This is a genomic window from Streptomyces sp. V3I7, from assembly GCF_030817495.1.
Lineage (GTDB): Bacteria > Actinomycetota > Actinomycetes > Streptomycetales > Streptomycetaceae > Streptomyces.
Map to the genome: position 1 here is coordinate 1,788,850 of NZ_JAUSZK010000001.1, position 25,949 is coordinate 1,814,798.

The window sequence follows — 25,949 nt, forward strand, 5'->3', positions numbered from 1 at the left end:
CGGCAAGCGCCTGGCTCAGCACTCTGGGCGGGCTGCGCAATGTCGTACGGCAGGAACTGGTCGCCCGTCAGCTGGAGGAGCAGATAGCCGCGCGGTTCCCGGTGGGACAGCGGCTGCGGGTGCTCGACGTGGGCATGGGCCAGGGCACGCAGGCACTGCGGCTGGCCCGCGCCGGGCACCGGGTGACCGGGGTCGAGCAGAACACCACGATGATCGAGGTGGCCCGCGAGGCCCTGGCCGGTGAGCCCGAGGGCATCCGCGCGCGGATGCGTGTCATCCAGGGCGACGGTCAGGAGACCGGCGTCCACTTCCTGCCCGGCAGCTTCGACGTGGTGCTCTGCCACGGCGTACTGATGTACGTCGACGAGCCGGACCCCCTCATCGCCGGGCTGGCCCGGATGCTCGCCCCCGGCGGGCTGTTGTCGCTGCTGGTGCGCAACGGCGACGCCCTGGCGATGCGGCCGGGGCTGTCCGGGGACTGGGCGGGGGCGCAGGACGCGTTCGACACCACCTCCTACCGCAACCGGCTGGGGCTGGACGTACGCGCCGACCGGCTGGAGTCGGTCACCGCAACGCTGGCAGGGATCGGGGCTCCGCTGCACGCCTGGTACGGGGTGCGCGTCTTCACGGACCTGGCGCCGGACGGGGCCCCGGCTCCGGAGGACCTGGACGAGCTGCTGGCCGCCGAGGAGCGGGCCGGGCGCACGGATCCGTACCGCGCGGTGGCGGCGCTGCTGCACCTGTGCGGCGTACGGGGCTGACGGCCCCGCGCGCGGCGCCCGTTCGGAGGTACACCGCAGGCCCGGCCGTCCGCCGCGCAAGAGACTCTGGGCATGGACGCTTCCCGTGCCCCTGCCCTGCGGGCCGTCGCCTCGCTCTCCGCGCTCGTGTGCTGTGCGCTCCTGGTCTCCGGATGCACCGGCTCCGGTTCGCCGACCCGGACGGAGGTCGCGACCACGCGGTCCTCGGTGCACATGCCGAACAACGACCTGGAGCACGACTACCAGAAGGTGATCAAGGACGTCCTGCCGTCGGTGGTGCAGATCCAGGCGGCCCGGGACCTGGGGTCGGGCGTCGTGTACGACGACCGGGGGCACATCGTCACCAACGCGCACGTGGTGGGCGACGAGAAGATCTTCCAGGTGACGACGGCCAGCAGCAAGGACCCGCTCACCGCCCGGCTCGTCTACTCCTTCCCGGACCAGGACCTCGCCGTGATCAAGCTGGACCGGGTTCCCAGGGGGCTGAAGCCGGCGCGGTTCGGGGACTCCGAGAAGGTGGAGGTCGGGCAGATCGTCCTCGCCATGGGCTCGCCGCTCGGGCTGTCGTCCAGCGTCACGCAGGGCATCGTCTCGGCGACCGGGCGGACCGTCAGCGAAGGCTCGCAGGACGGCGGCACGGGCGCCACTCTCGGCAACATGGTGCAGACGTCGGCCGCCATCAACCCGGGCAACAGCGGCGGCGCGCTGGTCAACCTCGACGGGCAGGTCATCGGCATCCCGACGCTCGCCGCGACGGACCCCCAGCTCGGGGGCGGGGCGGCGGCCGGGATCGGGTTCGCCATCCCGGCGTCGATGGTGCGGACGGTCGCCGACCAGATCATCAGGACCGGCAAGGTCACCAACACGGGGCGGGCGGCGCTCGGCATCACGGCGCGGACGGTCGTGGACGACTCGTTCCAGCCCGTCGGGGCCGCCGTGGTCGAGGTGCAGAGCGGCGGGCCGGCGGACAAGGCGGGCATCGAGTCCGGGGACGTCATCACCCGGCTCGGCGACGCGGACGTCACGGATCTCACCTCGCTCGCCGAGGCGCTGGCGGCCGCGAAGCCGGGCCGGCGGACGACGGTGACGTTCGACCGCGACGGCACCGAGCACAAGGCGGAGGTCACGCTGGGCGAGCAGTGAGCGGGCGGGGGGCGGCCGGAGTCCCCGGCCCGCCCCCCGCCCCCTGCCCTCGGGCTCCTACGCCTCCTCGGCGTGCAGGCTCATCGGCCCGTAGATCTCCGTGGTGTCCTCGAACAGCCGTACCTGGTCCGCGCCGCCCTCCGTCAGGGCCTTCCAGTGCTCACCGATCCAGGACTCGGCGTCCCCCTGCGTGGTGAACTCCTCGGGCTGCACCGCGGGCTGGAGCTCCGCCCCGTCGGTCTTCTCGAACCGCCACGTCCATGCCGCCATGTGCGCCTCCCAGATGTGAGCACGTGCCGAGCGGAAAGCCTATACGGACGTCCCTTCGGCGCCACCGGTGCGCGAGACCTGGGGCGACACGGGAAAATCGGGTCTGTGGAACTGACTCTGCTCGGCACCGGTGCCCCCGCGGGACTCCCCCGCCCCGACTGTCCCTGCGCGGCCTGCGCGACCGCTCTGGGCCCGGACGCGCGGGCGGCCACCTCCGTGCTGGTCGACCGCGCGCTGCTGCTCGACCTCACGCCGGGCGCGGCGTTCGCGGCCGCGCGGGCCGGGCACTCCCTGGGCGGCGTACGCCAGGTGCTGCTGTCGCATCCGCACGACGGACCGGCGGTGGAGGTGCCGGCGGGCCTGCCGCAGCCCGTACGGGTCCCGGACGGGCGGGAGTTGACCCTGCTGACGGGACATCGGGTGCGGGCGCTGGCCATGGACGCGGGCGGTACGGGGTACGCGGTGACCGGGCCCGGCGGGCAGCGGCTGCTGTACCTGCCGCCGGGAGGCGCGCCGGCCGGTCTGGAGGAGGGGTCCACGGAGATGTACGACATGGTGCTCGCGGACGTCGTCGGACGTCCGGACGCGCTGGCCAGGCTGCGGGCGGTCGGCGCGGCCGGGCCGACGACGGACGTGGTCGCCGTCCATCTGGACCACGACGTGCCGCCGGGCCCGGAGCTGCGGCGCCGGCTGGCGGCGGCCGGGGCGCGGGCGGTGCCGGACGGGGCGACGCTGATGGTCGGGGCGTACGAGGACGTCCCGGACGTGCCGCGCCGGACCCTGATCCTCGGCGGCGCCCGCTCGGGCAAGTCGGTGGAGGCCGAACGCCGGCTGGAGGCGTTCCCGGACGTCCTGTACGTGGCCACCGGCGGCACCCGTGCCGGGGACTCCGAGTGGGCGGCCCGGGTGGCCGCGCACCGGGAGCGACGCCCGGGCTCCTGGCGTACGGCGGAGACGTGCGACCTGGTCCCCCTGCTCAGGGAGGACGGCCCGCCCCTGCTGATCGACTGCCTCGCCCTGTGGCTGACGGACGCGATGGACGCGGTCGGCGCGTGGGACGACGCCGAGTGGGCCTCGGGCGGCGAGCGCGCCCTGCGCGCCCGGGTGCGGGAGCTGACGGACGCGGTACGGACCACCCGCCGCAGCGTCGTCGCCGTCTCCAACGAGGTGGGCTCGGGCATCGTCCCGGCCACCCCGTCCGGCCGCCGCTACCGGGACGAACTCGGCAAGCTGAACGCGGCGTTCGCGGCCGAGTGCGAGCAGGTGGTGCTGGTGGTCGCGGGGCAGGCGCTGGTGCTGCGGGGCTGAGGACCGGCTGGGCCCGCTGGGCCGCTGGGCCGCTGCTAGGGCTTGCGGGCGATGAGGCGGTACGCGTTGGAGAAGCGCGTGCGGCGCAGGACGGGGGCCAGGGTGTGGTCGAGGGCGGTGGCCAGGGCGATCGCGGGGGTGCCGGCCCGGGCCAGGCGTTCGGGCAGGGTGTGGCGCAGGGCCAGGGAGAGGGCCGTCGCGAGGTCGTGCGGGGTGTGCGCGGCGCGGCGGTCCACCGAGAGGATCGTGCAGCCCTGGTCCTGGAGTTCGGCGCGGAGGTTGGCCAGGGGCATCAGGTGCAGCGGGCGTCTGCGGCCGTGCGGCAGCCACCACGTGCCGAGCAGGGCCGCGAACGCGCAGTGCGGGTCGGGGAGTTCGAGCAGCAGATGGCCGCCGGGGCGCAGGACGGCCAGGGCCGCGCGGAGTTCGGCGCGCGGGTCGGGGGCGTGTTCCAGGTGGTGGAACAGGCTGACGACGTCGTAGCGGGAGCGCAGCCGGGCGGCGACGGGCGGGTCGGTGAGCCGACCGACGTACGCCTCCTCCACGCGCCCGGCCGCCCGCGCCTCCATGACGTGCGGGCCGCGGTCCAGGCCGTCGAAGGCGGTGTAGGCGAGCAGTTCGCACGCAGCCTCTGGGAAGCGGGCGTCGCCGGTGCCGACGTCCAGCCAGCTCTCCGGCTCGGTGAACCCGGGCGAGCGGAGCATGGCGCGGGCGGCCGCGCGGTGACGGCGGGCGGAGCGGGGGCGCTCGGCGAGCGGGTACGGCTCCTCGTCGTCAGCGGCCCGCTGGTGGAGGGCGAGGCCCTCGGCGGTGAGCCGGGGGTTCTGAAAGGCGTGGGCGCACTCCAGGCACTCGTCGAGGTCGGACATCTCCGGTGCGCGGCGGCGCGGGCCGGGGGCGCGCAGCCGGGTGCGCAGCCGGGCGGAGCCGCACCAGGGGCAGTCGACGCGGCGCGGTTCGCGGAGGGGGTCGGCGGCCCGCGGAGCGGGGGCGCGAGGGGCGGGGGGTGTGGGCGGCTCCGGCGGCATGGGCGACTCCCGATCGTGCGACAATCCGCTGCAAACCGGAACGTAGGGGATGCCGATCTTGGGTGCCAAGGCGGCGCGGCGGTGCGGGGGCGATGTGGCCGGGAGAGGTTCGCGCGCTGCCGGTACTGTTCGGCGAATGAGCTCGCTTAATCTCGACGACTTCACCGATCTGATCGAGCGTCCCGACGGGGGCGTGCGCCGTGACGCCGAGGCGCTCCGGGAGTCTCGGATCGTGCCGCCCGGCGCGCTGGGGCGCCTGGACGAACTGGGTGAGTGGCTGTCGGCCGCGCAGGGCGCGGTGCCGGTGCGGCCGGTGGAGCGGCCGCGGGTGGTGCTCTTCGCCGGCGACCACGGGATCGCCGCGCAGGGCGTCTCGGCCCGGCCGGCGGGCAGCGCCGGGCAGTTGGTGCGGGCCGTCCTGGAGGGCGCGAGCCCGGTGGCGGTACTGGCGCGGCGGCTCGGGGTGCCCGTGCGCGTCGTGGACATGGCGCTGGACTGCGCGACGGACGGGCTGCCGGAGGAGGTCGTACGCCACCGGGTGCGGCGCGGCAGCGGCCGGATCGACGTCAAGGACGCGCTGACCCTCGAGGAGGCGGAGGCCGCCTTCCGTGCGGGCATGGCCGTGGCCGACGAGGAGGCCGACTCCGGTACGGACCTGGTGGTGCTCGGCGATGTGAGCGTGGGCGGGACCACCGCCGCCGGCACGCTGGTCGCCGCGCTGTGCGGGACCGACGCCTCGGTGGTGACCGGACGCGGGGGCCTGGCGATCGACGATCTGGCCTGGATGCGCAAGTGCGCGGCGATCCGCGACGCGCTGCGCCGGGCCCGGCCGGTGCTCGGGGAGCCGCTGGAGCTCCTGGCCACCGTGGGCGGCGCCGACCTCGCCGCGATGACCGGCTTCCTGCTCCAGGCCGCCGTACGCAAACTCCCGGTGATCCTGGACGGCATGGTGGTGTCCGCGTGCGCGCTGGTCGGGCAGCGGATCGCCTTCCGCGCGCCGGACTGGTGGCTGGCCGGGCACCGGTCGGGCGAGCCGGGGCAGGCGAAGGCGCTGGACCGGATGGCGCTGGAGCCACTGCTGGACCAGGGCGTGACCGTCGGCGAGGGCGTCGGCGCGCTGCTCGCCCTCCCGCTGGTCCAGGCCGCGGCGGCGCTGGCCGCGGAGCTCCCCGAGAAGGAGGAGGAGAAGAAGAAGGAGGAGGAGAAGGAGTAGCGCGGGGCGCGAGGCGCGAAAAGCGCGGTTCGCCGCATTTGCACCCATATGATCTTCCGTTATGGGAGATGTGCGTTTCGCTGCCCGAATTCCTGACCGAGCCGCCGCCTTCGCCGTCTGGTATTTGCGGGCCGTCGCGTTCGTCAACTTCCTCAGCGCGGTGTGGGTCTCCCTCGGCCAGGACGTGCGCCGGCACAACCAGGAGAACCTCTTCACGCCGTACCTGCTGACGGCCGGCTTCGCCTCCGGGGTGTTCACCGCGTTCCTCGCCGTCACCATGCGGCGCCGCAAACGCGCCGCGTGGATCCTCAACCTGGTGCTCGGCGGGGCCTTCCTCGCCCTGCTCGCCTTCGCGATGGCGTTCCCGGAGATCAGGCGGTCCGCGCAGAACTGGGTCTCGCTGGCCCTCACCGCCGCCTTCGTCGCCGCCCTTCTCGCCGGGCGCCGGGAGTTCTACGCCAAGGGCGACCGGTCCAACCCGCGGCTCGCCGCCACCGTCGCCGTCGGCGGCGGACTCGCCGCCTCGCTGCTGGCCGCGCTGCTGGTGACGGTGACCAACCAGGCGCCGGACGCCGGGAGTTCGACGTTCGCCGAGCGCTGGCAGTACGGCACCCTGCGGCTGATCTCGGTGTCCGCCGAGGAGTCCAGCTTCCCCGGGATCTCCTCGCCCACCTGGTCCGACGTCGCCGTCAACGTGCTCAGCACGGCCCTCGTCCTCGGCGTCCTCTACGCCGCCTTCCGCTCCCGGCGGGCCGTCGACCCGCTCACCGAGGACGACGAGAAGCGGCTGCGCGCCCTGCTCGACGCGCACGGCGAGCGGGACTCGCTCGGCTACTTCGCGCTGCGCCGGGAGAAGAGCGTGCAGTGGTCGCCGACGGGGAAGGCGGCCGTGGTGTACCGCGTCATGGGCGGGGTGGCCCTGGCCTCGGGCGATCCGATCGGCGACCCGGAGGCCTGGCCGGGGGCGATCGTGCCCTGGCTGGCGCAGGCGCGGGCGCACGGCTGGATCCCGGCCGTGATGGGGGCCGGCGAGGAGGCGGGGACGGTGTACGCGCGGCACGGTCTCGACGCCCTCGAACTCGGCGACGAGGCCGTCGTGGACGTCGCCGAGTTCACGCTGGAGGGACGGGCCATGCGCACCGTCCGGCAGGCGTACAACCGGGTCCGGCGGGCCGGGTACACGGTGCGAGCGCGGCGGCACGAGGACATCCCGGCCGACGAGATGGCGTACCTGATCGAGCGCGCGGACGACTGGCGCGACGGGGCCACCGAGCGCGGCTTCAGCATGGCGCTCGGCCGGCTCGGGGACGCCCGCGACGGCCGCTGCCTGATGCTGGAGTGCACCGGCGCCGACGGCGAGTTGAGGGCGCTGCTCTCCTTCGTGCCCTGGGGCCCGGGCGGCCTCTCCCTGGACCTGATGCGGCGCGCGAGGGACTGCGACAACGGGCTGATGGAGTTCATGGTCATCGACCTGCTGCGCCACGCCCGCGAACTCGGCGTCCGCCAGGTCTCGCTCAACTTCGCGATGTTCCGGTCGGTCTTCGAACGTGGCGCCCGCCTCGGCGCGGGCCCGGTGCTGCGGCTGTGGCGGTCGCTGCTCAGCTTCTTCTCGCGCTGGTGGCAGATCGAGTCGCTGTACCGGGCCAACGCCAAGTACCGGCCCATCTGGGAACCGCGGTTCCTGCTCTTCGAGAAGAGCGCGGACCTGCTGCGCATCGGCCTCGCGGCGGCGCGCGCGGAGGGGTTCCTCGGGGCGCCGCCGCCGGGACTGCCGAAGTGGCTGCACCGCAGACACCTGGAGTCGACGGGATGAGGGCCGCCGGATGACGACGCTCGCCCGCTGGGCCCGCACCGAATGGGGACCGCTGTACACCACCGTGCGCGGCCCCCTCCGGGAGCGGGGCTGGCGGGCGGCCCCGCTGACGCTCGGGGCGGTGTGTCTGACGGCGGTGCTGCAGTTCGCGCAGAACCGGACGTGGGGATACGGCCTGGTCCAGGAGTGGGGGACGGTGCGGGCGGCGGACCCGCTGCTGCCGTCCCTGCTGCGCACCCCGCTGTCGCTGTTCGTCCCGGCGCTGGACCTGCCGGTGTGGGGCGCGCTCGCCCAGGTCCTGTTCGTGATCGGGATCGCCGAGATCTGCCTCGGCCGCCGCCGGACGCTGCTCATCGGGTACGCCGCCACGCTCGCCGGAACCTTGTACGCCCGCGTCGGCGTCGCCCTGGGCCCGGGCCATCTACTGGGCCTGCCCGCCTCGGACGCGCTGGTCGTGGACACCGGCCCGTCGGCGGCCGTCGTCGCGCTCGCCGTGTTCGTGGCCTGGCGGTACGGCGCCCGGGTCACGGCCGGTGCGGTGGTGGTGGCGATGGTGGCCGAGGTGCTGGTGAAGAACAACCTCGCCGGCAAGGAGCATCTGTCGGCCCTCGCCGGCGTCGGCCTGCTGTGCGCGGCCTCGGCCCTGCGGGACCGCTACCGCGCGGCGGCTCAACGGGGGCCGGGCAGGCGGCCCTTCCCCGGGTCGGGCCTTCCGCCGATCCAGTCCTGAACGGCCCGGCTGGGGCCCATCCATCGCCGGTCGTGCCGGTAGGCGCGCAGGATCGACTTGGCCCGCGCGCGTGACCGGCGCCGGTAGAAGCGCTTGGCCCAGAGGGAGCCCGGGCGGGCGAGGCGGAGGGCGCCGAACAGGGCGACGGGCGGGACGACCACGCCGAACAGCGCGATGCGGGCCTTGCCCTTGCCCAGGGCGATGAGCGAGAAGAGGAAGTTCACCGCGATGGTCGCGATGACGGTGCCCCGGTCCTGGAGTTCGTCCTGGGTGAGGTCGTCGACGCCGAACGGGGCGAAGCCGGCGAGGAGCAGCCCGACCAGCGCCGCCGTGAGGACCACGACCTCGACGCTCTTGCGGCCCTGCTCGCTCCAGTACACGTCGTCGAGATGCAGGATCAGCGCGAACTCGTCCAGGACGAGCCCGACCCCGACACCGAAGACGAAGGCGGCGAGGACCCCGCCGAAGCCGTGCCGGTCACTGGCGACGGCCCCGAAGCCGCCGACGACGGTGAGGAGCACCCCGGGAACCACATGATGGATGTGCAGCCCGCCCGCCTCGACGTTGCCGAACGGCCCCTTGCCCGCCCGGATCAGACGGGTGATGAGCCGGGTCACGAGGAAGGTCAGCACGAACGCCGACAGGGCGACGAGCAGCGGGAGCTTGCCGGGTTCGACGACGTTCCGCTCCCACCAGTGCCCCATGTGCGCACTTTATCCGCACTTGCCCCTCGGGTGCCCGTTCGGCCCCGGCCGGGCGCCCGGTACCCTGCGCCGATGTCCAAGTCCCCCTGGCCGGACGGCCTGCGCTTCGCCTTCGGCACCCTCACCGTGTTCCCGGTCAAGGTCTCCCGCTGGGACCGCGAGGCCGCGCGCGGCGGCATGCTGTGCGCCCCGCTGGCCGGGCTGGCGGTCGGGGTGTGCGCCGCGGCGCTGGGCGTGCTCCTGCTGGTCCTCGGCGCCGGGCCCCTGCTCGCCGCCGTCGCCACCGTGGCCGTCCCCGCCGCGCTGACCCGGGGTCTGCACCTAGACGGCCTGGCCGACACCGCCGACGGGCTCGGCAGCGGCAAGCCCGCCGAGGACGCGCTGCGCATCATGAAGCAGTCGGACATCGGCCCGTTCGGGGTCGTCACCCTCCTGCTCGTACTGCTGACCCAAGTGGCCGCGCTGACCCAGGCCTACGCCGACTCGTGGGCCCGGGGCGCGCTCGCCGCCGTCGTCTCGGCGACCGCCGCCCGGCTGGCCCTGACCCTCGCCGCCCGCACGGGGATACCTGCCGCCCGCCCGGAGGGGCTGGGGGCGGCCGTGGCCGGGGTGGTGCCGGCGGGCGGCGCGCTGGTCGCCGCGCTCGCCGTGGTGCTGGCCGCCGCGGGCGCCGGCCTCGGACCGTACGACTCCGTCCGCACGGCCCTCGCGGTCGCGGCCGCCGTCGCCGCCGCCGAACTCCTCCTGCGCCGCTGCGTACGCCGCTTCGGCGGCGTCACCGGCGACGTGTTCGGCGCCCTCGCGGAGACCGCGGCGACGACGGCCCTCGTGGTGCTGTCGCTGCGCCACTAAGCAACCCGCACCCGTACCGGGAGGGGCTGCGCGGGCGCCGGCCTCGGACCGTACGACTCCGCCCGCACGCCCCTCGCGGAGACCGCCGCGACGACGGGGCACTCGTGGCGCTGTCGCTGCGCCACTAAACAACCCGCACCCGTACCGGGAGGGGCTGCGCGGGCGCCGGCCTCGGACCGTACGACTCCGCCCGCACGCCCCTCGCGGAGACCGCCGCGACGACGGGGCACTCGTGGCGCTGTCGCTGCGCCACTAAACAACCCGCACCCGTACCGGGAGGGGCTGCGCGGGCGCCGGCCTCGGACCGTACGACTCCGCCCGCACGCCCCTCGCGGAGACCGCCGCGACGACGGGGCACTCGTGGTGCGTCGCTGGGACGCTAGGAAATCCGCACCCGTACCGGAGGGGCTGGAGGCAGCCGTGGCCGGGGTGGCGCCTTGGTCGCCGCGCTCGCCGTGGCGCGTGGACGCCGGCCTCGGACCACACGACTCCGTCCGCACGCCCCTCGCGGAGACCGCGGCGACGACGGGGCACTCGTGGTGCCGTCGCTGGGCCGCTAAGCGACCCGCACCCCGTACGGCAGCGTGCCCCACGGATGGGGTCCCGTTCCGGGCACCGCGCAGTGCACCCCGGCGCCGCGCTCACGCGCGATGCTCTCCAGGTCGACGCCGGGCGGGACGCCGTACACCAGGTGGCACAGCCGCACGCCGGGGTCGTAACGGCCGGGTGGCGGACGGGCGGTGCGGTACGCCGACCAGGGGCCCTCGAAGGTGACGAGGACGTCGGCGAGCCTGGCGTAGGCGGGGTGCGGCGGCGTGCCGTGGTTGAGGACCAGCGTGCCGCAGCCGGTGCTCCAGGCGGCCGCCGCCAGATGCTGGTAGTGCCGCAACTGCTCGACGCCCGCGGCCGCCTGGTCCAGGAAGGCGCCGTCGGTCCCGTACCAGGAGCGGTAGCGGGCGAGGTCGCGGACGACGTCGGCGTGCGGGCGGCGGCCGTAGTCGGTGTCGACGTACCCGAGCAGCCGTACTCCCCCGGAGGGGGCGCCCCCAGCCGCCCGCAGCCGGGCGGCGGCCTCGGCGAACGCCGGGTCGGGACGCTCGCCCGGGCCGCTCGCCGGGTTGAGGACGACCCCGTACAGGCGCGGGGCGGCCAGGGCGATCGACTCCCATTCGGCGGGGCGGACGGACGGGTGCTCGTAGTAGGGGACCAGCAGCGCGCTCATCGGTGGGCGGTCGCCCTTCCCAGCAGGCCGCACACCAGGCCGGTCTGGGCGGCGGCGGCCGAGCCGTAGGCGGCCAGGGCGATCCAGTGCGGGCCGGCGGCGTGGGTGAGCAGGGCCGCGGTCTGGCCGGCGGCTGCCACGCAGCAGAGCACGGCCGCGCCGAGGACCGCGCCGAAGGACTGGAGCAGCAGCCCGGTCCACAGGACGACCCCGAGCAGGAGCAGGTCGGCGAGGCGGACGCCGGACAGGCGTGGGGTGTGCGGCCACAGGGCGGAGGTGGCCAGGCCCAGGGCGAGCAGGGTGAGCAGGAAGCCGGCCAGGCAGCGGACGAGGGTGAGGGCGGTCCTGCGCCGGAACGCCCTGGCCGTGCCGCTGGCGCGCAGCCCGGCGAGGCCGCCGCTGCGGAAGCGGTGGAGCAGCCATTCGGCGGGCCCCATGCTGAGCGTGAGCGCGACGGCGGCGGGCGCGGCGACCGCGCTGCGCGCCTCGCCCGCTATGACGTCGCCGAGCGCCGAGTACACCAGCAGCACCCCGCTGCCCAGCCCGAACGCGGCGTACGGGAGCGAGTCCGCGAGCCACGGACGGCCGAACCGCCGCCCCCGCGAGGGCACCAGCGCCACCAACCCCGCGCCCCACCGCCCCTGCCCCAACTCCTTCACCACCGGGGCGACTTCGAGCAGTCCGAGGACGGCCACGGTGGCGAGCGGGCCCAGCAGCAGGACCAGCCGGGCGGACAGGGGCACGGGATGGACCAGGGCCAGCAGCGCGCCCGCCGCCATCGGCGCGAGGGCGGCGAGCAGTACCCGTTCGCGGCCCATCACCAGCAGGACACCGGCCGCCCCCAGATAGCAGGACTGCCCGGCGGCGAAGGCGACGGCGCCCGGCCGGCCGGGGCCCGCGACGGCCAGCGCGACGAGCGTGCCGAACAGCATGCCCACCGGCGCCCCGACGAGCAGGCAGCGGCGGGCGGCCGTGCGGTCCCCCAGGCCCAGCCAGACGTACGCCCGGTGCGCCAGCCCCTGGTTCCAGGCCCAGCCGGCAAGGGCGCCCGCCAGCAGCGGGAGAGTGCCCGCGGGCAGGCCGAGGGCCTCGGGGCGGCCGGTGAGCAGGGGGCCGCCGAGGACGTAGGCGAAGCCTGGGAGGGCGAAGACGACACCGCGCAGCAGACAGCCCAGCAGCCCGATCCGCCACGGGTCGGGGGCGGGTCCCTCCGGTTCCGGGTGGCTGCGCGGGACGCGGTCGTAGAGTTCCTCGGCGAGCGCGAAGGAGTTCCTGACGCCGTACCGCTCGCGTATCTGGTCGTCCGACAGGCCGTCGGACTCCAGCAGCGCGGCGATCTCGTCGGGGTGGACGGCCGCGGCGACGAAGTCGTCGAAGCGCAGGGCGAGTTCGCCGATCGGATCGGGCGTGGCCCAGCCGGGAACGGAGGGCTGGCGGGGGACGTACGGGACGGTGTCGGGGACGGCGCCGGGCGGCAGCCGGACGCTGCCGCTCACCAGTCGGTCCCGTCCGTGGCGACCGCCGCGTACCAGGGGTCGCGCAGCTCGACGGTCCAGTCGGCGACCGTCTCGACGGCGGGCTCGTAGACCTCGGGCAGGCCCGCGAGCTCCAGGTAGATCGTGCGGAAGTTGTCCACGCAGCGACGCAGGGTGAAGCGGTCGATCACCCGCTGACGGGCCGACTCCCCCAGTTTCGCGCGCCGTTGATCGTCCTTGAGGAGGGTCAGCGCGGCGGCGGCCATCTTCTCGGGCTCGCGCGGCGGGACGACGAGACCGCTGTCGCCGACGGCCTCGCGGACCCCGCCGACGTCGGTCGAGACGGTCGTACGGCCGCAGGACATGGCCTCGATGAGGGAGAACGGGAAGCCCTCGGAGATGGAGGACAGCATGACGACGTGGCCGGCCGCGTAGGCCCGCCAGACCTCGCTGATCCGGCCCTCGAAGGTGAGCCCGTCGGTGACGCCGAGTTCGGCGGCGAGTTTCTCCAGCCGGGTGCGGTAGGCCTCGCCGCCGGGCGGGACGGGACCGAACAACCGCAGCCGGGTCTCGGGGAGTTCGGCGCGCACGAGGGCGTACGCGCGCAGGAGCGTTTCGAGGTCCTTGATGGGGTCGACGCGGCCGCACCAGGTCAGGGTGGGCACGTCGGGCTCGGGTCCGGCGCAGGGGAAGGCGTGCGGGTCGACCCCGTTGTAGACGGTGCGGATCCGGTCGGCGTCGGCGCCGCCGCGCTCCTCCCAGCGGCGGTTGTACTGGTTGCAGGGGGTGATCAGGTCGGCCGCGCGGTAGCCGAGGGAGTTCAGCTCGCGGTAGAAGCCGAGCATGAATGCCTTCACCGGCCAGCGCTGCCCGTCGCCGAGGTAGCCGAGGTAGCGCTCGCGCAGATAGATGCCGTGCTCGGTGAGCAGGAAGGGCACGCCGTCGAGGTGGCGGGCGGCGAGCGCGGGCAGGGTGGCCAGGCCGCTGCTGACGGCGTGCGCGACGGAGTCCTCGGGGATGCGCACGCCGAGCGGGCGCAGCGCGTGCTCCAGCAGGTCGGTGGCGGTCAGGGCGTCGTGCACGGTGGGCCGGGCGGCCGCGGTCGGCAGGTGCGGCATCGTCCAGATCCACATCAGCGAGCGCAGCGCGGACTCGGTGCGCAGGGCGGCCGAGAGCCGTCCGTCGCGGGCGAGCAGGGCGAGTTCGTGCAGCGCCGCGCCGAAGTCGCAGGGGGCGCCGGGGTCGAGGAAGGACAGCAGGAAGCGCTCGTAGGTGTCGGTGAAGCGGCGGCGGGCCCTGCCGTACGGAGGCCGCTTGTGGCCGGGGCGCGGGCCCCAGGTCGGTACGGAGACGTGCCGTCGGACGTTGGCCGGCAGCTCCCAGGTCACCGGTTCACGGCCGGTTCCGGTGAGCGAGACGAGGTGGAAGCCGACCTCGGGCATGCCCTTGACGAGCTGGTCGCACCAGGTGCTGACCCCGCCGTGGACGTGCGGATAGGTGCCTTCGGTGAGCATGGTGACATGACGGCCTGTTCGCCTCATGCGCGGTTCCCCCCTGTGGAACAACAAGTGCGACGCTCGCCGCACGCCTCGGCCGCCGGTGACCGGCGGCCGAGGCGTGGACGGTGTTCCGCTCGTTATGCGGGCAGCTTCAGCGTGACGGCGGACTGGAGCGTGCCCGACGTGGTCCACGCCGAGCGCTCCCCCGCGTACGGCGTCCCGAACGCGGGGCTGGTGAGCAGGAGTTGCTGCCTCGTTCCCTCGGGCGCGGTCACCGGGACCTGGGTGCCGGACGGGGCGGTGACGGTGACCGTGCTGCCGACGCGGTACGCCGTGACCTTGCCGGCGTCGAGCGCGTCCTGCCACTTGGCGCGGTTCTGGAGCTCGGCGCCGAGGGCGCTCTGGCGGAGGTTCACGATCGGGGTGTTGTCGGTGAACAGGGCCCGATAGCGGGCGAGCACCTCGTTCAGGACCGGGTAGAGGATGCGGTCCTCGGCCAGGTTGGACTGGTGCGCGTAGTGCGGGCGCGGGTCGTTGCCGAGCACATGCCCGAGGTCGGTACGGGCCTCGGCGGGCACGATGTGGGCGTCGTAGCCGGTGGCGGTGTCCAGCGGCGCGGGCAGGCAGGTCGAGGCGGGGTTGTTCTCGCAGACGCCACTGCCGCCATCGGCCCTGGACGTGTAGATGTAGTTGTACTCGTCGGCCATCTCGGCCTTGGTGCCCACGTTGTAGTACACGTTCATCGGGTAGCGGGGCACGGTCAGCGTGCTGCTGCCGACCGGTCGCTGCTCGGGCTCGCGGGAGTTGTCCGAGGCGGTCCACCTGATGCCGTTCGTGGCGAGGGCGCCCGCGAGGTTCGGGTTGTCCTGCGGCTGCTGGGGCAGCGTCTTCAGGCCCGAGTGCTCGCCGGTGACCAGTTCGGTGCGGTCGACCGACAGACCGTGGGTCAGCGCCCAGGAGTAGTTGTCGCCGATCTCCGCCGAGATGGCGGAGCGGCTCAGCCACCGCGTCGTGCCGTCGGCGTTCTCGGCGCAGCTCCACGGCACGGTCGAGGTGTCCTGCACACAGCCGAGGAAGCGGTGCGTGTAGGTGTGGTTGACCCAGCGGTACTGGGCCTTGTCGGCGAGCAGCCGATCGGTGAGCGCGTCGGCGCCGCCGTGCTCGCTCTTCCACTCCTCCCCGGCACCCGCGTTGAAGACCATGTCGAGCGTGAATCCATGCTCCCGCTGCCACTGCGCGGCGTACGCGGCGTCGTCGGCGGTCATCCGGATCGGCACGGTCCCCTCGCCGTCGCCGCCGACGCAGTCGAGGTCGCCGGGTGTGCAGTTGCGGGCGGTGTCCCAGCGGGCGTCGGGGGCGAAGACGTCGTCGACGTGCACCGCGAAGTAGTTGCGGGCCTGCCCCAGGTGCACGCCCTGGGTCAGCCAGTCGACGATGCCGCGGGCGAGGACCCGGAACTGCTCCTGGTACTGGTTGTAGGCGAAGGTCAGCACCAGCTCCCGCCGCCCGTCGTGGGCGTACTCCCCGAGCAGACTGCCGCTTCCCGTACCCCCCGGCACCGGCACGTCCACATAACTGGTGAACCCGCTGCGCGGCCGGGCGACGAAGGCGTAACTCTCTTGAACGCTCGACGAGTTGTCCTCGAACCGGAAGTCCCCGTCGAGGTAGCCGAAGGGCCCGGACCGTCCGGCCGCGGTGACGGAGGCGGTACGCCCGTCGAGGCTGCCGGTGTAGCCGCCCTCACCGGCGTAGTCGAGCCCGACCTCGGGATGGGCCCAGGTGTAGGCGTCGACCTGCGGGATGGCGTACGTCCGCTCGTACGCCTCCAGGGCGGTCTGCTCGGCGGAGCCGGCGCCGAAGGGGGCCTCGTCCGGGAGGATCACGCCCTGGTACTTGGCCCGGGGCACGCCGCCGACCGTGTCGCTCAGGAAGGCGCCGGTGACGACCGGACGGCCCGGGTCGTCGAGGTCGACGCTGGTGTACGGGATGCCCTGGCTCTTGAGCTGGGCGGTGAGGGCGTCGACGGGAGCGCCGCCGTCGTCCACCACCAGCACCTTCAGATCGATGCGCGGCGGGGCGGCCGCCGATGCGGCGGGCGCGCCGAGCCCCAGCCCGGCCACCCCCACCACCGCCGCGACGACGACCGTCGCTCTCCATCGGTGCGCACGGTGTGCCAATCTCGGTTCCTCCCCCCAGAAGACCCCCTGCGGTCAATTCCGTGGGGGATCAGTGGAAATCATGTGAACCGGCGGGCACTTGACCCTCCGGAACCCGACGAGTGTGGCTCAGCTCACCCACAAGGGGGGACGAGAAGCGACCATGACTCCCCGTACAGGTGAACGACCGCAGAAATGAGCGAACGGCCGCACGAGCGTAGTCTCATCCCGGGTGTTCACCGGGAGACCGGACAAGAACCCCGGTCGAGAGGCGCCCAGACCACATCGCGGGCCGGTCCCCGGGCCCGGTCGCCCCATCCGCTCGACCACAGCAACTTCACACCGGAAGCGAGATCTCACCACCGTGACTGCTCTGACTCTCAGCACCGCCGCGGCGCCCGGCCTGCGGGCCGACGCGATCGTCGTCGGCGTCGCCAAGGGCGCCAAGAGGCCCGTCGTCGCGCCGGGCGCCGAAGCCGTGGACGAGGCGTACGACGGCAAGCTGGCCGGCGTCCTGGAGACCCTCGGCGCCTCGGGTGCCGAGGGCGAACTGACCAAGCTGCCCGCCCCGGCCGGATTCAAGGCGCCGATCGTGCTGGCGGTCGGCCTGGGCGACAAGCCCGCGAAGGGCGCGTCCTACGACGCCGACGCGCTGCGCCGCGCGGCCGGTGCCGCCGCCCGCGCTCTGGCCGGCTCGAAGAAGGCCGCGTTCGCCCTGCCCGTCGCGGACGCCGACGCCGCCGGTGCGGTGGCCGAGGGCGTGCTGCTCGGCGCGTACGCGTTCGACGCGTACAAGCAGAACGGCGGCAAGGCGGACAACGGCAAGGCGCCGCTCGCGGAGGCCGTGCTGCTCGGCGGCAAGGGCCGCGACAAGGCGTACAAGGCCGCCGTCGAGCGCGCCACCAAGGTCGTCGAGGAGCTCAACCGCGCCCGCGACCTGGTCAACACCCCGCCGAACGACCTCGACCCGGCGGCCTTCGCGGCACTGGCCGAGACCGCGGCCAAGGAGCACGGCCTCAAGGTGCAGGTGCTCGACGAGAAGGACCTGGTCAAGGGCGGCTACGGCGGCATCCTGGGCGTCGGCGGCGGCTCGGCGTCGACCCCGCGCCTGGTGAAGCTGTCGTACACGAACCCGAAGGCGAAGAAGCACCTGGCCCTGGTGGGCAAGGGCATCACGTACGACTCGGGCGGCATCTCCCTGAAGCCGGCCGGCCACAACGAGACGATGAAGTGCGACATGGCCGGTGCCGCCGCGGTCTTCGCCGCCGTGGTCGCCGCCGCCCGCCTCGGCCTGGAGGTCAACGTCACCGGCTGGCTGGCACTGGCCGAGAACATGCCGTCGGGCTCCGCCGTCCGCCCGGGCGACGTGCTGCGCATGTACAGCGGCAAGACCGTCGAGGTGCTGAACACCGACGCCGAGGGCCGCCTCGTCCTCGCCGACGCGCTGTGGGCCGCCTCCGCGGAGAAGCCGGACGCGCTGATCGACGTGGCCACGCTGACCGGCGCGATGATGGTGGCGCTGGGCAGCCGCACCTTCGGGATCATGGCGAACGACGACGAGTTCCGCTCGACGATCCACGAGACGGCCGAGCAGGTCGGCGAGCCGGCCTGGCAGATGCCGCTGCCCGAGCACCTGCGCAAGGGCATGGACTCGGCCACGGCCGACATCGCCAACATGGGCGAGCGCATGGGCGGCGGCCTGGTCGCCGGCCTGTTCCTGCGCGAGTTCGTGGCCGACGGCATCACCTGGGCCCACCTGGACATCGCGGGCCCGGCCTTCAACGAGCAGTCCCCCTTCGGCTACACCCCCAAGGGCGGCACGGGCTCGGCCGTCCGCACCCTGGTCCGCCTGGCCGAACGCATGGCCGACGGCGAAGCCTGACGCAACGGCGCGGCGGCGACCTCTCGCCGCCGCGCCCGGACAGCCCCGCACCGTAAAGACGGCGCCCGCCCGAACACGGCCCCTACCGCGGCCCGCACCCAAGGACGGCGAGATCCCGCCCGCCTGCCCGCAGCCCGCACCGCAGGACGGCGAGACCCCCCGGCCCCTGCCCGCGCAGCCCGCACCGCAGGACGGCGAGATTCCGGCGTCCCTGCTCACTGCGCCACGCGCCCGCACCCGCACCCGCACCCGTACCCGGCCGGGTACTGCCATCCCCCATCCCTCCGCCCCCGTGCCCGCAGCCGCGGACGGCGGGAAGGGGACGTGGCGGGGGTGCCCGCCCGCAGCGGCCGGCGAAAAGTCCGGTCCCCTCGAAACCCACCGTGCGCCGGACCGAGGACGGGGACCCCCGTCGCGGCCCCGCCCCACGACCCAACCGCCCGCGCACCCGCCAAAGCCAGGCGCAGCCAGACTCCCCGAGCACACCGGTGTGATGGACGAGACGTCTCAGACACCGGCCCGGCGTCTCCTCCGCACGCGGCAAGTGCAAAGATGGGGCTCGGCAGGACAGGGCCCCCCAAGGGCCGAGAAAGAGCGGCCGGACACCAGCCGCCGCCCGGTCAGTGAAGACCGGCGTACGGCGCACATGCATGGAGGACGTGACGTGGCGAACGACGCCAGCACCGTTTTCGACCTAGTGATCCTCGGCGGCGGTAGCGGCGGTTACGCCGCGGCCCTGCGCGGGGCACAGCTGGGCCTGGACGTCGCCCTGATCGAGAAGGACAAGGTCGGCGGCACCTGCCTGCACCGGGGTTGCATCCCCACCAAGGCCCTGCTGCACGCGGGCGAGATCGCCGACCAGGCCCGCGAGAGCGAGCAGTTCGGCGTCAAGGCCACCTTCGAGGGCATCGACGTACCCGCCGTCCACAAGTACAAGGACGACGTCGTCTCGGGCCTGTACAAGGGCCTGCAGGGACTCATCGCCTCCCGCAAGGTGACGTACATCCAGGGTGAGGGCCGGCTCTCCTCCCCCACCTCCGTGGACGTCAACGGCCAGCGCATCCAGGGCCGTCACATCCTCCTCGCGACCGGCTCCGTGCCGAAGTCGCTGCCGGGCCTGGTGATCGACGGCGACCGCATCATCTCCTCCGACCACGCCCTCGTCCTGGACCGCGTGCCCAAGTCCGCGATCATCCTCGGCGGCGGTGTCATCGGCGTCGAGTTCGCCTCGGCGTGGAAGTCCTTCGGCGCGGACGTCACGGTCATCGAGGGCCTCAAGCACCTCGTCCCGGTCGAGGACGAGAACAGCTCCAAGCTCCTCGAGCGTGCCTTCCGCAAGCGCGGCATCAAGTTCAACCTCGGCACGTTCTTCGAGAAGGCCGAGTACACGCAGGACGGCGTCAAGGTCACCCTCGCCGACGGCAAGGAGTTCGAGGCCGAGGTCCTCCTCGTCGCCGTCGGCCGCGGCCCGGTCTCGCAGAACCTCGGTTACGAGGAGCAGGGCGTCGCGATGGACCGCGGCTACGTCCTCGTGGACGAGTACATGCGGACCAACGTCCCCACCATCTCCGCCGTCGGCGACCTGGTCCCGACGCTCCAGCTCGCGCACGTCGGCTTCGCCGAGGGCATCCTGGTGGCGGAGCGCCTGGCCGGTCTGAAGACCGTTCCGATCGACTACGACGGTGTGCCGAAGGTGACGTACTGCCACCCCGAGGTCGCCTCCGTGGGCATCACCGAGGCCAAGGCCAAGGAGATCTACGGCGCGGACAAGGTCGTCGCTCTCAAGTACAGCCTGGCGGGCAACGGCAAGAGCAAGATCCTCAAGACCGCGGGCGAGATCAAGCTCGTCCAGGTCAAGGACGGTGCCGTGGTCGGCGTCCACATGGTCGGCGACCGCATGGGCGAGCAGGTCGGCGAGGCCCAGCTGATCTACAACTGGGAGGCGCTGCCGGCCGAGGTCGCCCAGCTCATCCACGCCCACCCGACGCAGAACGAGGCGCTCGGCGAGGCCCACCTGGCCCTGGCCGGCAAGCCGCTGCACGCGCACGACTGACCCTCGGTCGACGGACGCGACGACAGACTTCCGCAATTCATAAGGAGCAACCGAAACCATGCCGGTTTCCGTAACCCTTCCGGCGCTCGGTGAGAGCGTCACCGAGGGCACAGTCACCCGCTGGCTGAAGGCCGAGGGCGAGCGCGTCGAGGCCGACGAGCCGCTGCTCGAGGTCTCGACCGACAAGGTCGACACCGAGATCCCCTCGCCCGCCGCAGGCGTGCTGGCCTCCATCAAGGTCGCCGAGGACGAGACCGTCGAGGTCGGCGCCGAGCTGGCCGTGATCGACGACGGCACGGGCGCCCCCGCTGCCGCCCCGGCCCCCGCCGCTGCCGAGGCCCCGGCCCCGGTGGCCGAGCCCACCCCGGCCCCGGCCGCCGAGGCCCCCGCTGCCCAGGCTCCGGCCCCCGCCGCCGCGGCCCCGGCCGGTGGCGCCGAGGGCACGGACGTGGTCCTGCCCGCGCTCGGTGAGTCCGTCACCGAGGGCACCGTCACCCGCTGGCTGAAGTCGGTCGGCGACAGCGTCGAGGCCGACGAGCCGCTGCTCGAGGTCTCCACGGACAAGGTCGACACCGAGATCCCGGCGCCCACCGCGGGTGTGCTGCTGGAGATCGTGGTCGGCGAGGACGAGACCGCCGAGGTCGGCGCCAAGCTCGCCGTCATCGGTGCCGCGGGCGCCGCCCCGGCCGCGGCCCCGGCCCCGGCCGCCGCTGCCCCCGCGCCCGCTGCCCCAGCCCCCGCCGCCGCAGCCCCGGCTCCGGCCGCCCCGGCTCCGGCCGCCCCGGCCCAGGCTCCGGCGCCCGCCGCTCCGGCTCCCGCCGCCGCTGCCCCGGCCCCGGCCGCCCCCGCGGCCCCGGCTGCCCCGGCCCAGGCTCCGGCTCCGGCTCCGGCTCCGGCCGCCCCGGCTCCCGCCGCAACCCCCGCCGCCCCCGCGGCCCCGGTCGCCGCCCAGGCGACGGACGAGGGCGCCTACGTCACCCCGCTGGTGCGCAAGCTCGCCGCCGAGAGCGGTGTGGACCTGTCCACCGTCAAGGGCACCGGCGTCGGCGGCCGCATCCGCAAGCAGGACGTCGTCGCCGCCGCCGAGGCCGCGAAGGCCGCCGCCGCTGCCCCGGCTCCGGCCGCCGCCGCGCCGGCCGCCAAGAAGGCCCCGGCGCTGGAGGTCTCCCCGCTGCGCGGCCAGACCGTCAAGATGACCCGCATCCGCAAGGTCATCGGCGACAACATGGTCAAGGCGCTGCAGGAGCAGGCCCAGCTGTCGTCGGTCGTCGAGGTCGACGTCACGCGTCTGATGAAGCTGCGCGCCAAGGCGAAGGACTCCTTCGCGGCCCGCGAGGGCGTCAAGCTCTCCCCGATGCCGTTCTTCGTCAAGGCCGCCGCGCAGGCGCTGAAGGCCCACCCGGTCATCAACGCCAAGATCAACGAGGCCGAGGGGACCATCACCTACTTCGACACCGAGAACGTCGGTATCGCGGTGGACTCCGAGAAGGGCCTGATGACCCCGGTCATCAAGCACGCCGGTGACCTCAACATCGCCGGTATCGCCAAGGCCACGGCGGAGCTGGCGGGCAAGGTCCGCGCCAACAAGATCACTCCGGACGAGCTGTCCGGCGCGACCTTCACCATCTCCAACACCGGTTCGCGCGGTGCCCTGTTCGACACGATCATCGTGCCGCCGGGCCAGGTCGCGATCCTCGGCATCGGCGCCACGGTCAAGCGCCCGGCCGTCCTGGAGACGGAGGAGGGCACGGTCATCGCCGTCCGCGACATGACCTACCTGACCCTCTCCTACGACCACCGCCTGGTCGACGGCGCCGACGCGGCCCGTTACCTGACGGCGGTCAAGGAGATCCTGGAGGCGGGCGAGTTCGAGGTCGAGCTGGGCCTCTGATCCCCTGAGGCAGTACAGCGCCCCGTCCGGAACTTCTCCGGACGGGGCGCTGCCGTTGCAGCCGGCGCTAGCCGCAACCCCCGGGGGCGCGGGGAACTGCGCGACCAGCCACAACCGGACCCGCACCCGCCCGACGACAGACCAAACCGAGCTCCAAGGCGCCCCAACCCACGTGTAAGCCTCGTCTCACCTGCGCAAAAGCACCCTCGTCGGCCTAACCCGCGGAGCGAACCGGCCTTATTGTCTAAGCGTCAAAGTCCTCCCGAAGGAGCCCTCATGACCGCCCCCGTCGTCCACTCGCTGCGCGAACAGATCCGCGAGCACATCGTGGAGGGGATCGTCAGCGGCCGCTGGCAGCCGGGCGAGCGGATCGTGGAGCGGCGGATCGCGACCGAGCTGGAGGTCAGCCAGACCCCCGTACGCGAGGCGCTGCGCGAGCTGGAGTCGCTGCGGCTGATCGAGTCGGCGCCCAACAAGGGCGTGCGCGTACGCAATCTCACCGCGGCCGACCTGGAGGAGAGCTACCCGGTCCGGGCGGGCCTGGAGGCCATCGCGGCGGAGCTGGCGGCCGCACGGCTGGCGGAGGACTGCTCGGCCCTGGAGCCGCACGTCACGGCCCTCTACGACGCCGACCGCAACGCCGACGGCACGGCCCAGGTGCGCCATACGGTCGGTTTCCACCGGGAGTTGGTGCGCGCGGCCGGCAACTCCGTGCTGCTGCACACCTGGGAGGGGCTGGGCATCGAGGTGTTCACCGCCCTGTCGATCCGCTGGCTGGGGACCGTGCAGCAGTCGTACGCGGAGGAGCACGAGGAACTGGTGCAGGCCTTCCGCCGCCGGGACCCGAGGATCGCGGACCTGGTCAAGTCTCACGTCCTGGGCTGCGCCCCGCGCGCGTAAGCAAGCCGCCCCACACCCAGCGAACCAAGGTCACCCCCGTCACTCACCTGCGAAAACCCGGATCTTCGGCGTCACCGGGTGCCATTTCCGAAGGCACGCCGTGCCGACTTTCTCGAAATCAAGGGGTTTTACCCCTTCCCCCTTTGATCGATCATCGATCAGCAAGTTACAGTCGCCGACGGACTTCCATCCCAGAGTCCGCGCCCTGTCCTGCCAAAGACCAAGGGCACCCCCGAACCCTTATCGATGAGGGAACCCCCTTCGCACTGAGGAAGGCGGCGACATGACCGACCCCAACGCCATCCAGCCGAGCGCGCTGGACCAGCTCCCGGACCGCGACCCGGAGGAGACCGCCGAATGGCAGGCCTCGCTGGACGCCGTCGCGCGGGAGGCCGGTCCGCACCGTGCCGCGTACCTGATGCGCCGCACGCTGGAGCGCGCCGAGGCGGGCGGCGTGGCGCTGCCGAAGCTCCTCGAGACCGACTACGTCAACACCATCCCGACCGCCGCCGAGCCCGAGGTGCCCGGTGACGAGGAGATGGAACGCCGGATCACCGCCTGGAACCGCTGGAACGCGGCCGCGATGGTCACCCGCGCCTCGAAGCTCGGCGTCGGCGGCCACATCGCCACCTTCGCCTCGGCGGCCTGGCTGTACGAGACGGGCTTCAACCACTTCTTCAAGGGCAAGGAGGCCGACGGTTCGGGCGACCAGCTCTACATCCAGGGCCACGCCTCCCCCGGCATCTACGCCCGCGCCTTCCTCGACGGCCGCCTCAGCGAGCACCACCTGGACAACTTCCGCCAGGAGGCGGCCGGTGGCGGTCTGCCGTCGTACCCGCACCCGCGGCGGCTGCCCTGGCTGTGGGAGTTCCCGACCGTCTCCATGGGCCTCGGCCCGCTGTCGGCGATTTACCAGGCGCGCTTCAACCGCTACCTCACCAACCGCGGCATCAAGGATGTCTCGGCGTCCCACGTCTGGGCGTTCCTCGGCGACGGCGAGATGGACGAGCCCGAGTCGACGGCCGCGCTCGCGCTGGCGAGCCGCGAGGGCCTGGACAACCTGACCTTCGTCATCAACTGCAACCTGCAGCGCCTCGACGGCCCGGTCCGCGCCAACTTCAAGATCGTGCAGGAGCTGGAGGCCCAGTTCCGCGGCGCCGGCTGGAACGTCGTCAAGACGCTGTGGGGCACCGCCTGGGACGAGCTGTTCGCCCTGGACACCACCGGCGCGCTCGTCCGCCGGCTGCGCGAGGTGCCGGACGCGCAGGTGCAGACGTACCAGACGCGCGACGCCGCCTACATCCGCCAGGACTTCTTCGGCAAGGACCCGGCGCTCGTCGAGATGGCGAAGCTGCTGAGCGACGACAAGATCCTCGAGTGCTTCCACCTCTCGCGCGGCGGTCACGAGGCCCGCAAGGTCTACGCGGCGTACAAGGCGGCCGTCGAGCACAAGGGCGTGCCGACCGTGATCCTGGCCCAGACGGTCAAGGGCCACACCCTCGGCGACGGCTTCGCGTCGAAGAACGCCAACCACCAGATGAAGAAGCTGTCGGTGGAGGAGTTCAAGCAGATGCGTGACCTGCTCGAACTCCCCATCTCCGACGAGCAGTTCGTCGACGGCGTGGTGCCTTACGGCCGCCCGGGCGCGGACTCCCCCGAGGTCCGCTACCTCCAGGAGCGCCGCGCGGCCCTCGGCGGTCCGGCCCCGGCCCGCCGTGTCCACCCGGTCGCGCCGCTCCCCGCTCCCGCCGACAAGGCGTTCGCCTCCTTCGACAAGGGCTCCGGCTCGCAGAACGTCGCCACCACCATGGCGTTCGTCCGTCTGGTCAAAGACCTGGTCCGCGACAAGGAGACGGGCAGGCGCTGGGTGCCGATCGTCCCGGACGAGGCGCGCACCTTCGGCATGGAGTCGCTGTTCCCCTCGCTCGGCATCTACTCGCCCAAGGGCCAGACGTACGAGCCGGTCGACCGCGACCAGTTGATGTACTACAAGGAGGCCCAGAACGGCCAGATCCTCAACGAGGGGATCACCGAGGCCGGTTCGATGGCCGACTTCATCGCCGCTTCGTCGTCGTACGCGACGCACGGCGAGGCGATGATCCCGTTCTACATCTTCTACTCGATGTTCGGCTGGCAGCGCACGGCCGACCAGATGTGGCAGCTCGGCGACCAGCTCGGCCGCGGCTTCCTCGTCGGCGCCACGGCGGGTCGTACGACGCTGACCGGTGAGGGTCTGCAGCACGCCGACGGCCACTCGCCCGTGATCGCCGCGACCAACCCGGCCGCGCTGTCGTACGACCCGGCGTTCGCGTACGAGATCGCCGTGATCGTCAAGGACGGTCTGCGCCGCATGTACGGCGAGGCGGCCCCGGGCGAGGACCCGAACGTCTTCTACTACCTGACGGTCTACAACGAGCCGCTGCCGCAGCCCGCCAAGCCGGCCGGCCTCGGCATCGACGAGGGCATCGTCAAGGGCCTGTACCGCTTCAACACGGCGGAGTCGGCGGGCCTCACGCCTGCTTCCCCCAAGCTCTCGACTTCGCTCGAGCAGGGAGGTACCCCCACCGCCCCGCGGATCCAGCTCCTCGGCTCGGGTACGGCGATCCACTGGGCGCTGGACGCGCAGAAGCTGCTCGCCGAGGACTGGGGTGTGGCGGCCGACGTGTGGTCGGCGACGTCCTGGACCGAGCTGCGCCGCGACGCGCTGGAGGCGGACGCCGCCCTGTTGCGCGGCGAGGAGCGGGTGCCGTACGTCCGCCAGGCGCTGCACGGCGCCGAGGGCCCGGTGCTGGCCGTCTCCGACTACATGCGCCAGGTCCCCGACCAGATCGCGCAGTGGGTGGAGCAGGACTGGTCCTCGCTGGGCGCCGACGGCTTCGGTCTGTCGGACACCCGTGCGGCCGCCCGCCGCCACTTCGGCGTCGACGCCGAGTCGATCGTCGTCGCGGCCCTGGCCCAGCTCGCCAAGCGCGGCGAGGTGCAGGTGACCGCGGTGAAGGAAGCGCGGGAGAAGTACGGCCTGTAGCAGGGTAGTAGGGCTTGATGTCCG

19 protein-coding genes are annotated in these 25,949 nt (G+C 73.4%); 12 read left to right on the forward strand and 7 right to left on the reverse strand.

All coding sequences use genetic code 11. From position 1 onward, the window contains the following. The first annotated feature begins 56 nt into the window (after positions 1-56). Both QFZ74_RS08450 and QFZ74_RS08455 read left to right on the forward strand, forming a co-directional pair. Positions 57-761 (forward strand): methyltransferase domain-containing protein, encoded by a 705-nt coding sequence (locus QFZ74_RS08450; RefSeq protein WP_307624080.1) that lies wholly within the window; start codon positions 57-59, stop codon positions 759-761. Positions 762-833: 72 nt separating this feature from the next. Continuing rightward, positions 834-1,904, forward strand: coding sequence for a S1C family serine protease (locus QFZ74_RS08455; RefSeq protein ID WP_307620176.1), 1,071 nt, complete (start codon positions 834-836; stop codon positions 1,902-1,904). Between the two features lie 57 nt (positions 1,905-1,961). On the opposite strand, the gene QFZ74_RS08460 is transcribed toward QFZ74_RS08455, so the two are convergent. Next, positions 1,962-2,174, reverse strand: a complete 213-nt coding sequence (locus QFZ74_RS08460; protein WP_307620177.1) for a hypothetical protein — start codon at positions 2,172-2,174, stop codon at positions 1,962-1,964. Between the two features lie 105 nt (positions 2,175-2,279). Between QFZ74_RS08460 and QFZ74_RS08465 the strand changes: the two genes are divergently transcribed. Beyond that, entirely contained in the window at positions 2,280-3,482 is a 1,203-nt protein-coding gene (locus QFZ74_RS08465; protein ID WP_307620178.1) for a bifunctional adenosylcobinamide kinase/adenosylcobinamide-phosphate guanylyltransferase, read from the forward strand. A gap of 35 nt (positions 3,483-3,517) precedes the next feature. On the opposite strand, the gene QFZ74_RS08470 is transcribed toward QFZ74_RS08465, so the two are convergent. Then, the gene (locus tag QFZ74_RS08470) at positions 3,518-4,510 is read right to left on the reverse strand and encodes a class I SAM-dependent methyltransferase (protein WP_307620179.1); all 993 of its coding nucleotides are present in this window, start codon (positions 4,508-4,510) and stop codon (positions 3,518-3,520) included. Positions 4,511-4,646: 136 nt separating this feature from the next. Here QFZ74_RS08470 and cobT point away from each other — a divergent pair, with 136 nt between their 5' ends. From cobT to QFZ74_RS08485, 3 genes are all read left to right on the forward strand, one after another. Next, complete coding sequence (gene cobT, locus QFZ74_RS08475; protein ID WP_307620180.1) at positions 4,647-5,723, forward strand: nicotinate-nucleotide--dimethylbenzimidazole phosphoribosyltransferase; 1,077 nt, start codon at positions 4,647-4,649, stop codon at positions 5,721-5,723. Positions 5,724-5,784: 61 nt separating this feature from the next. Next, positions 5,785-7,536 (forward strand): phosphatidylglycerol lysyltransferase domain-containing protein, encoded by a 1,752-nt coding sequence (locus tag QFZ74_RS08480; RefSeq protein ID WP_307620181.1) that lies wholly within the window; start codon positions 5,785-5,787, stop codon positions 7,534-7,536. A gap of 10 nt (positions 7,537-7,546) precedes the next feature. Continuing rightward, complete coding sequence (locus tag QFZ74_RS08485) at positions 7,547-8,266, forward strand: hypothetical protein (protein WP_307620182.1); 720 nt, start codon at positions 7,547-7,549, stop codon at positions 8,264-8,266. Here the strand turns inward: QFZ74_RS08485 and QFZ74_RS08490 are convergent. Next, positions 8,206-8,970 (reverse strand): hypothetical protein, encoded by a 765-nt coding sequence (locus QFZ74_RS08490; RefSeq protein WP_307620183.1) that lies wholly within the window; start codon positions 8,968-8,970, stop codon positions 8,206-8,208. The genes QFZ74_RS08485 and QFZ74_RS08490 overlap by 61 nt on opposite strands. A 72-nt stretch (positions 8,971-9,042) precedes the next feature. Between QFZ74_RS08490 and QFZ74_RS08495 the strand changes: the two genes are divergently transcribed. Beyond that, positions 9,043-9,822, forward strand: coding sequence for an adenosylcobinamide-GDP ribazoletransferase (locus QFZ74_RS08495; RefSeq protein WP_307620184.1), 780 nt, complete (start codon positions 9,043-9,045; stop codon positions 9,820-9,822). Positions 9,823-10,378: 556 nt separating this feature from the next. Here the strand turns inward: QFZ74_RS08495 and QFZ74_RS08500 are convergent. From QFZ74_RS08500 to QFZ74_RS08515, 4 genes are all read right to left on the reverse strand, one after another. Continuing rightward, entirely contained in the window at positions 10,379-11,044 is a 666-nt protein-coding gene (locus QFZ74_RS08500) for a spherulation-specific family 4 protein (RefSeq protein ID WP_307620185.1), read from the reverse strand. Beyond that, positions 11,041-12,540: a hypothetical protein gene (locus QFZ74_RS08505; RefSeq protein ID WP_307620186.1), complete on the reverse strand. Its 1,500-nt coding sequence runs from the start codon at positions 12,538-12,540 to the stop codon at positions 11,041-11,043. The genes QFZ74_RS08500 and QFZ74_RS08505 overlap by 4 nt, the downstream gene beginning before the upstream one ends. Continuing rightward, entirely contained in the window at positions 12,537-14,060 is a 1,524-nt protein-coding gene (gene pelF, locus QFZ74_RS08510) for a GT4 family glycosyltransferase PelF (RefSeq protein ID WP_307620187.1), read from the reverse strand. Before pelF ends, QFZ74_RS08505 begins: the two co-directional genes overlap by 4 nt. A 95-nt stretch (positions 14,061-14,155) precedes the next feature. Next, positions 14,156-16,195 carry a hypothetical protein gene (locus tag QFZ74_RS08515; protein WP_373462360.1) on the reverse strand — a complete coding sequence of 680 codons (2,040 nt, stop codon included), beginning with the start codon at positions 16,193-16,195 and terminating at the stop codon, positions 14,156-14,158. 343 nt (positions 16,196-16,538) lie between these two features. Here QFZ74_RS08515 and QFZ74_RS08520 point away from each other — a divergent pair, with 343 nt between their 5' ends. The 5 genes from QFZ74_RS08520 to aceE all read left to right on the forward strand — a co-directional run bounded on the left by QFZ74_RS08520 (position 16,539) and on the right by aceE (position 25,925). Continuing rightward, the gene (locus tag QFZ74_RS08520) at positions 16,539-18,056 is read left to right on the forward strand and encodes a leucyl aminopeptidase (RefSeq protein WP_307620188.1); all 1,518 of its coding nucleotides are present in this window, start codon (positions 16,539-16,541) and stop codon (positions 18,054-18,056) included. Between the two features lie 664 nt (positions 18,057-18,720). Next, positions 18,721-20,109, forward strand: coding sequence for a dihydrolipoyl dehydrogenase (gene lpdA / locus QFZ74_RS08525; RefSeq protein WP_307620189.1), 1,389 nt, complete (start codon positions 18,721-18,723; stop codon positions 20,107-20,109). Positions 20,110-20,167: 58 nt separating this feature from the next. Further along, the gene (gene sucB, locus QFZ74_RS08530; protein ID WP_307620190.1) at positions 20,168-22,000 is read left to right on the forward strand and encodes a 2-oxoglutarate dehydrogenase, E2 component, dihydrolipoamide succinyltransferase; all 1,833 of its coding nucleotides are present in this window, start codon (positions 20,168-20,170) and stop codon (positions 21,998-22,000) included. A 276-nt stretch (positions 22,001-22,276) separates the two neighbouring features. Further along, positions 22,277-22,900 carry a GntR family transcriptional regulator gene (locus tag QFZ74_RS08535; protein WP_307620191.1) on the forward strand — a complete coding sequence of 208 codons (624 nt, stop codon included), beginning with the start codon at positions 22,277-22,279 and terminating at the stop codon, positions 22,898-22,900. A 283-nt stretch (positions 22,901-23,183) separates the two neighbouring features. Next, positions 23,184-25,925 (forward strand): pyruvate dehydrogenase (acetyl-transferring), homodimeric type, encoded by a 2,742-nt coding sequence (aceE, locus tag QFZ74_RS08540; protein WP_307620192.1) that lies wholly within the window; start codon positions 23,184-23,186, stop codon positions 25,923-25,925. Positions 25,926-25,949 lie beyond the last annotated feature (24 nt).

Bases quoted from the DNA above. Each gene is read 5' to 3' on its own strand.
- QFZ74_RS08535 (WP_307620191.1), top strand. From the start codon at position 22,277: ATGACCGCCCCCGTCGTCCACTCGCTGCGCGAACAGATCCGCGAGCAC.
- aceE (WP_307620192.1), top strand. From the start codon at position 23,184: ATGACCGACCCCAACGCCATCCAGCCGAGCGCGCTGGACCAGCTCCCG.
- QFZ74_RS08460 (WP_307620177.1), bottom strand. From the start codon at position 2,174: ATGGCGGCATGGACGTGGCGGTTCGAGAAGACCGACGGGGCGGAGCTC.
- cobT (WP_307620180.1), top strand. From the start codon at position 4,647: ATGAGCTCGCTTAATCTCGACGACTTCACCGATCTGATCGAGCGTCCC.
- QFZ74_RS08490 (WP_307620183.1), bottom strand. From the start codon at position 8,970: ATGGGGCACTGGTGGGAGCGGAACGTCGTCGAACCCGGCAAGCTCCCG.
- sucB (WP_307620190.1), top strand. From the start codon at position 20,168: ATGCCGGTTTCCGTAACCCTTCCGGCGCTCGGTGAGAGCGTCACCGAG.
- QFZ74_RS08500 (WP_307620185.1), bottom strand. From the start codon at position 11,044: ATGAGCGCGCTGCTGGTCCCCTACTACGAGCACCCGTCCGTCCGCCCC.
- QFZ74_RS08455 (WP_307620176.1), top strand. From the start codon at position 834: ATGGACGCTTCCCGTGCCCCTGCCCTGCGGGCCGTCGCCTCGCTCTCC.
- QFZ74_RS08485 (WP_307620182.1), top strand. From the start codon at position 7,547: ATGACGACGCTCGCCCGCTGGGCCCGCACCGAATGGGGACCGCTGTAC.
- QFZ74_RS08495 (WP_307620184.1), top strand. From the start codon at position 9,043: ATGTCCAAGTCCCCCTGGCCGGACGGCCTGCGCTTCGCCTTCGGCACC.
- pelF (WP_307620187.1), bottom strand. From the start codon at position 14,060: ATGAGGCGAACAGGCCGTCATGTCACCATGCTCACCGAAGGCACCTAT.
- QFZ74_RS08470 (WP_307620179.1), bottom strand. From the start codon at position 4,510: ATGCCGCCGGAGCCGCCCACACCCCCCGCCCCTCGCGCCCCCGCTCCG.
- QFZ74_RS08480 (WP_307620181.1), top strand. From the start codon at position 5,785: ATGGGAGATGTGCGTTTCGCTGCCCGAATTCCTGACCGAGCCGCCGCC.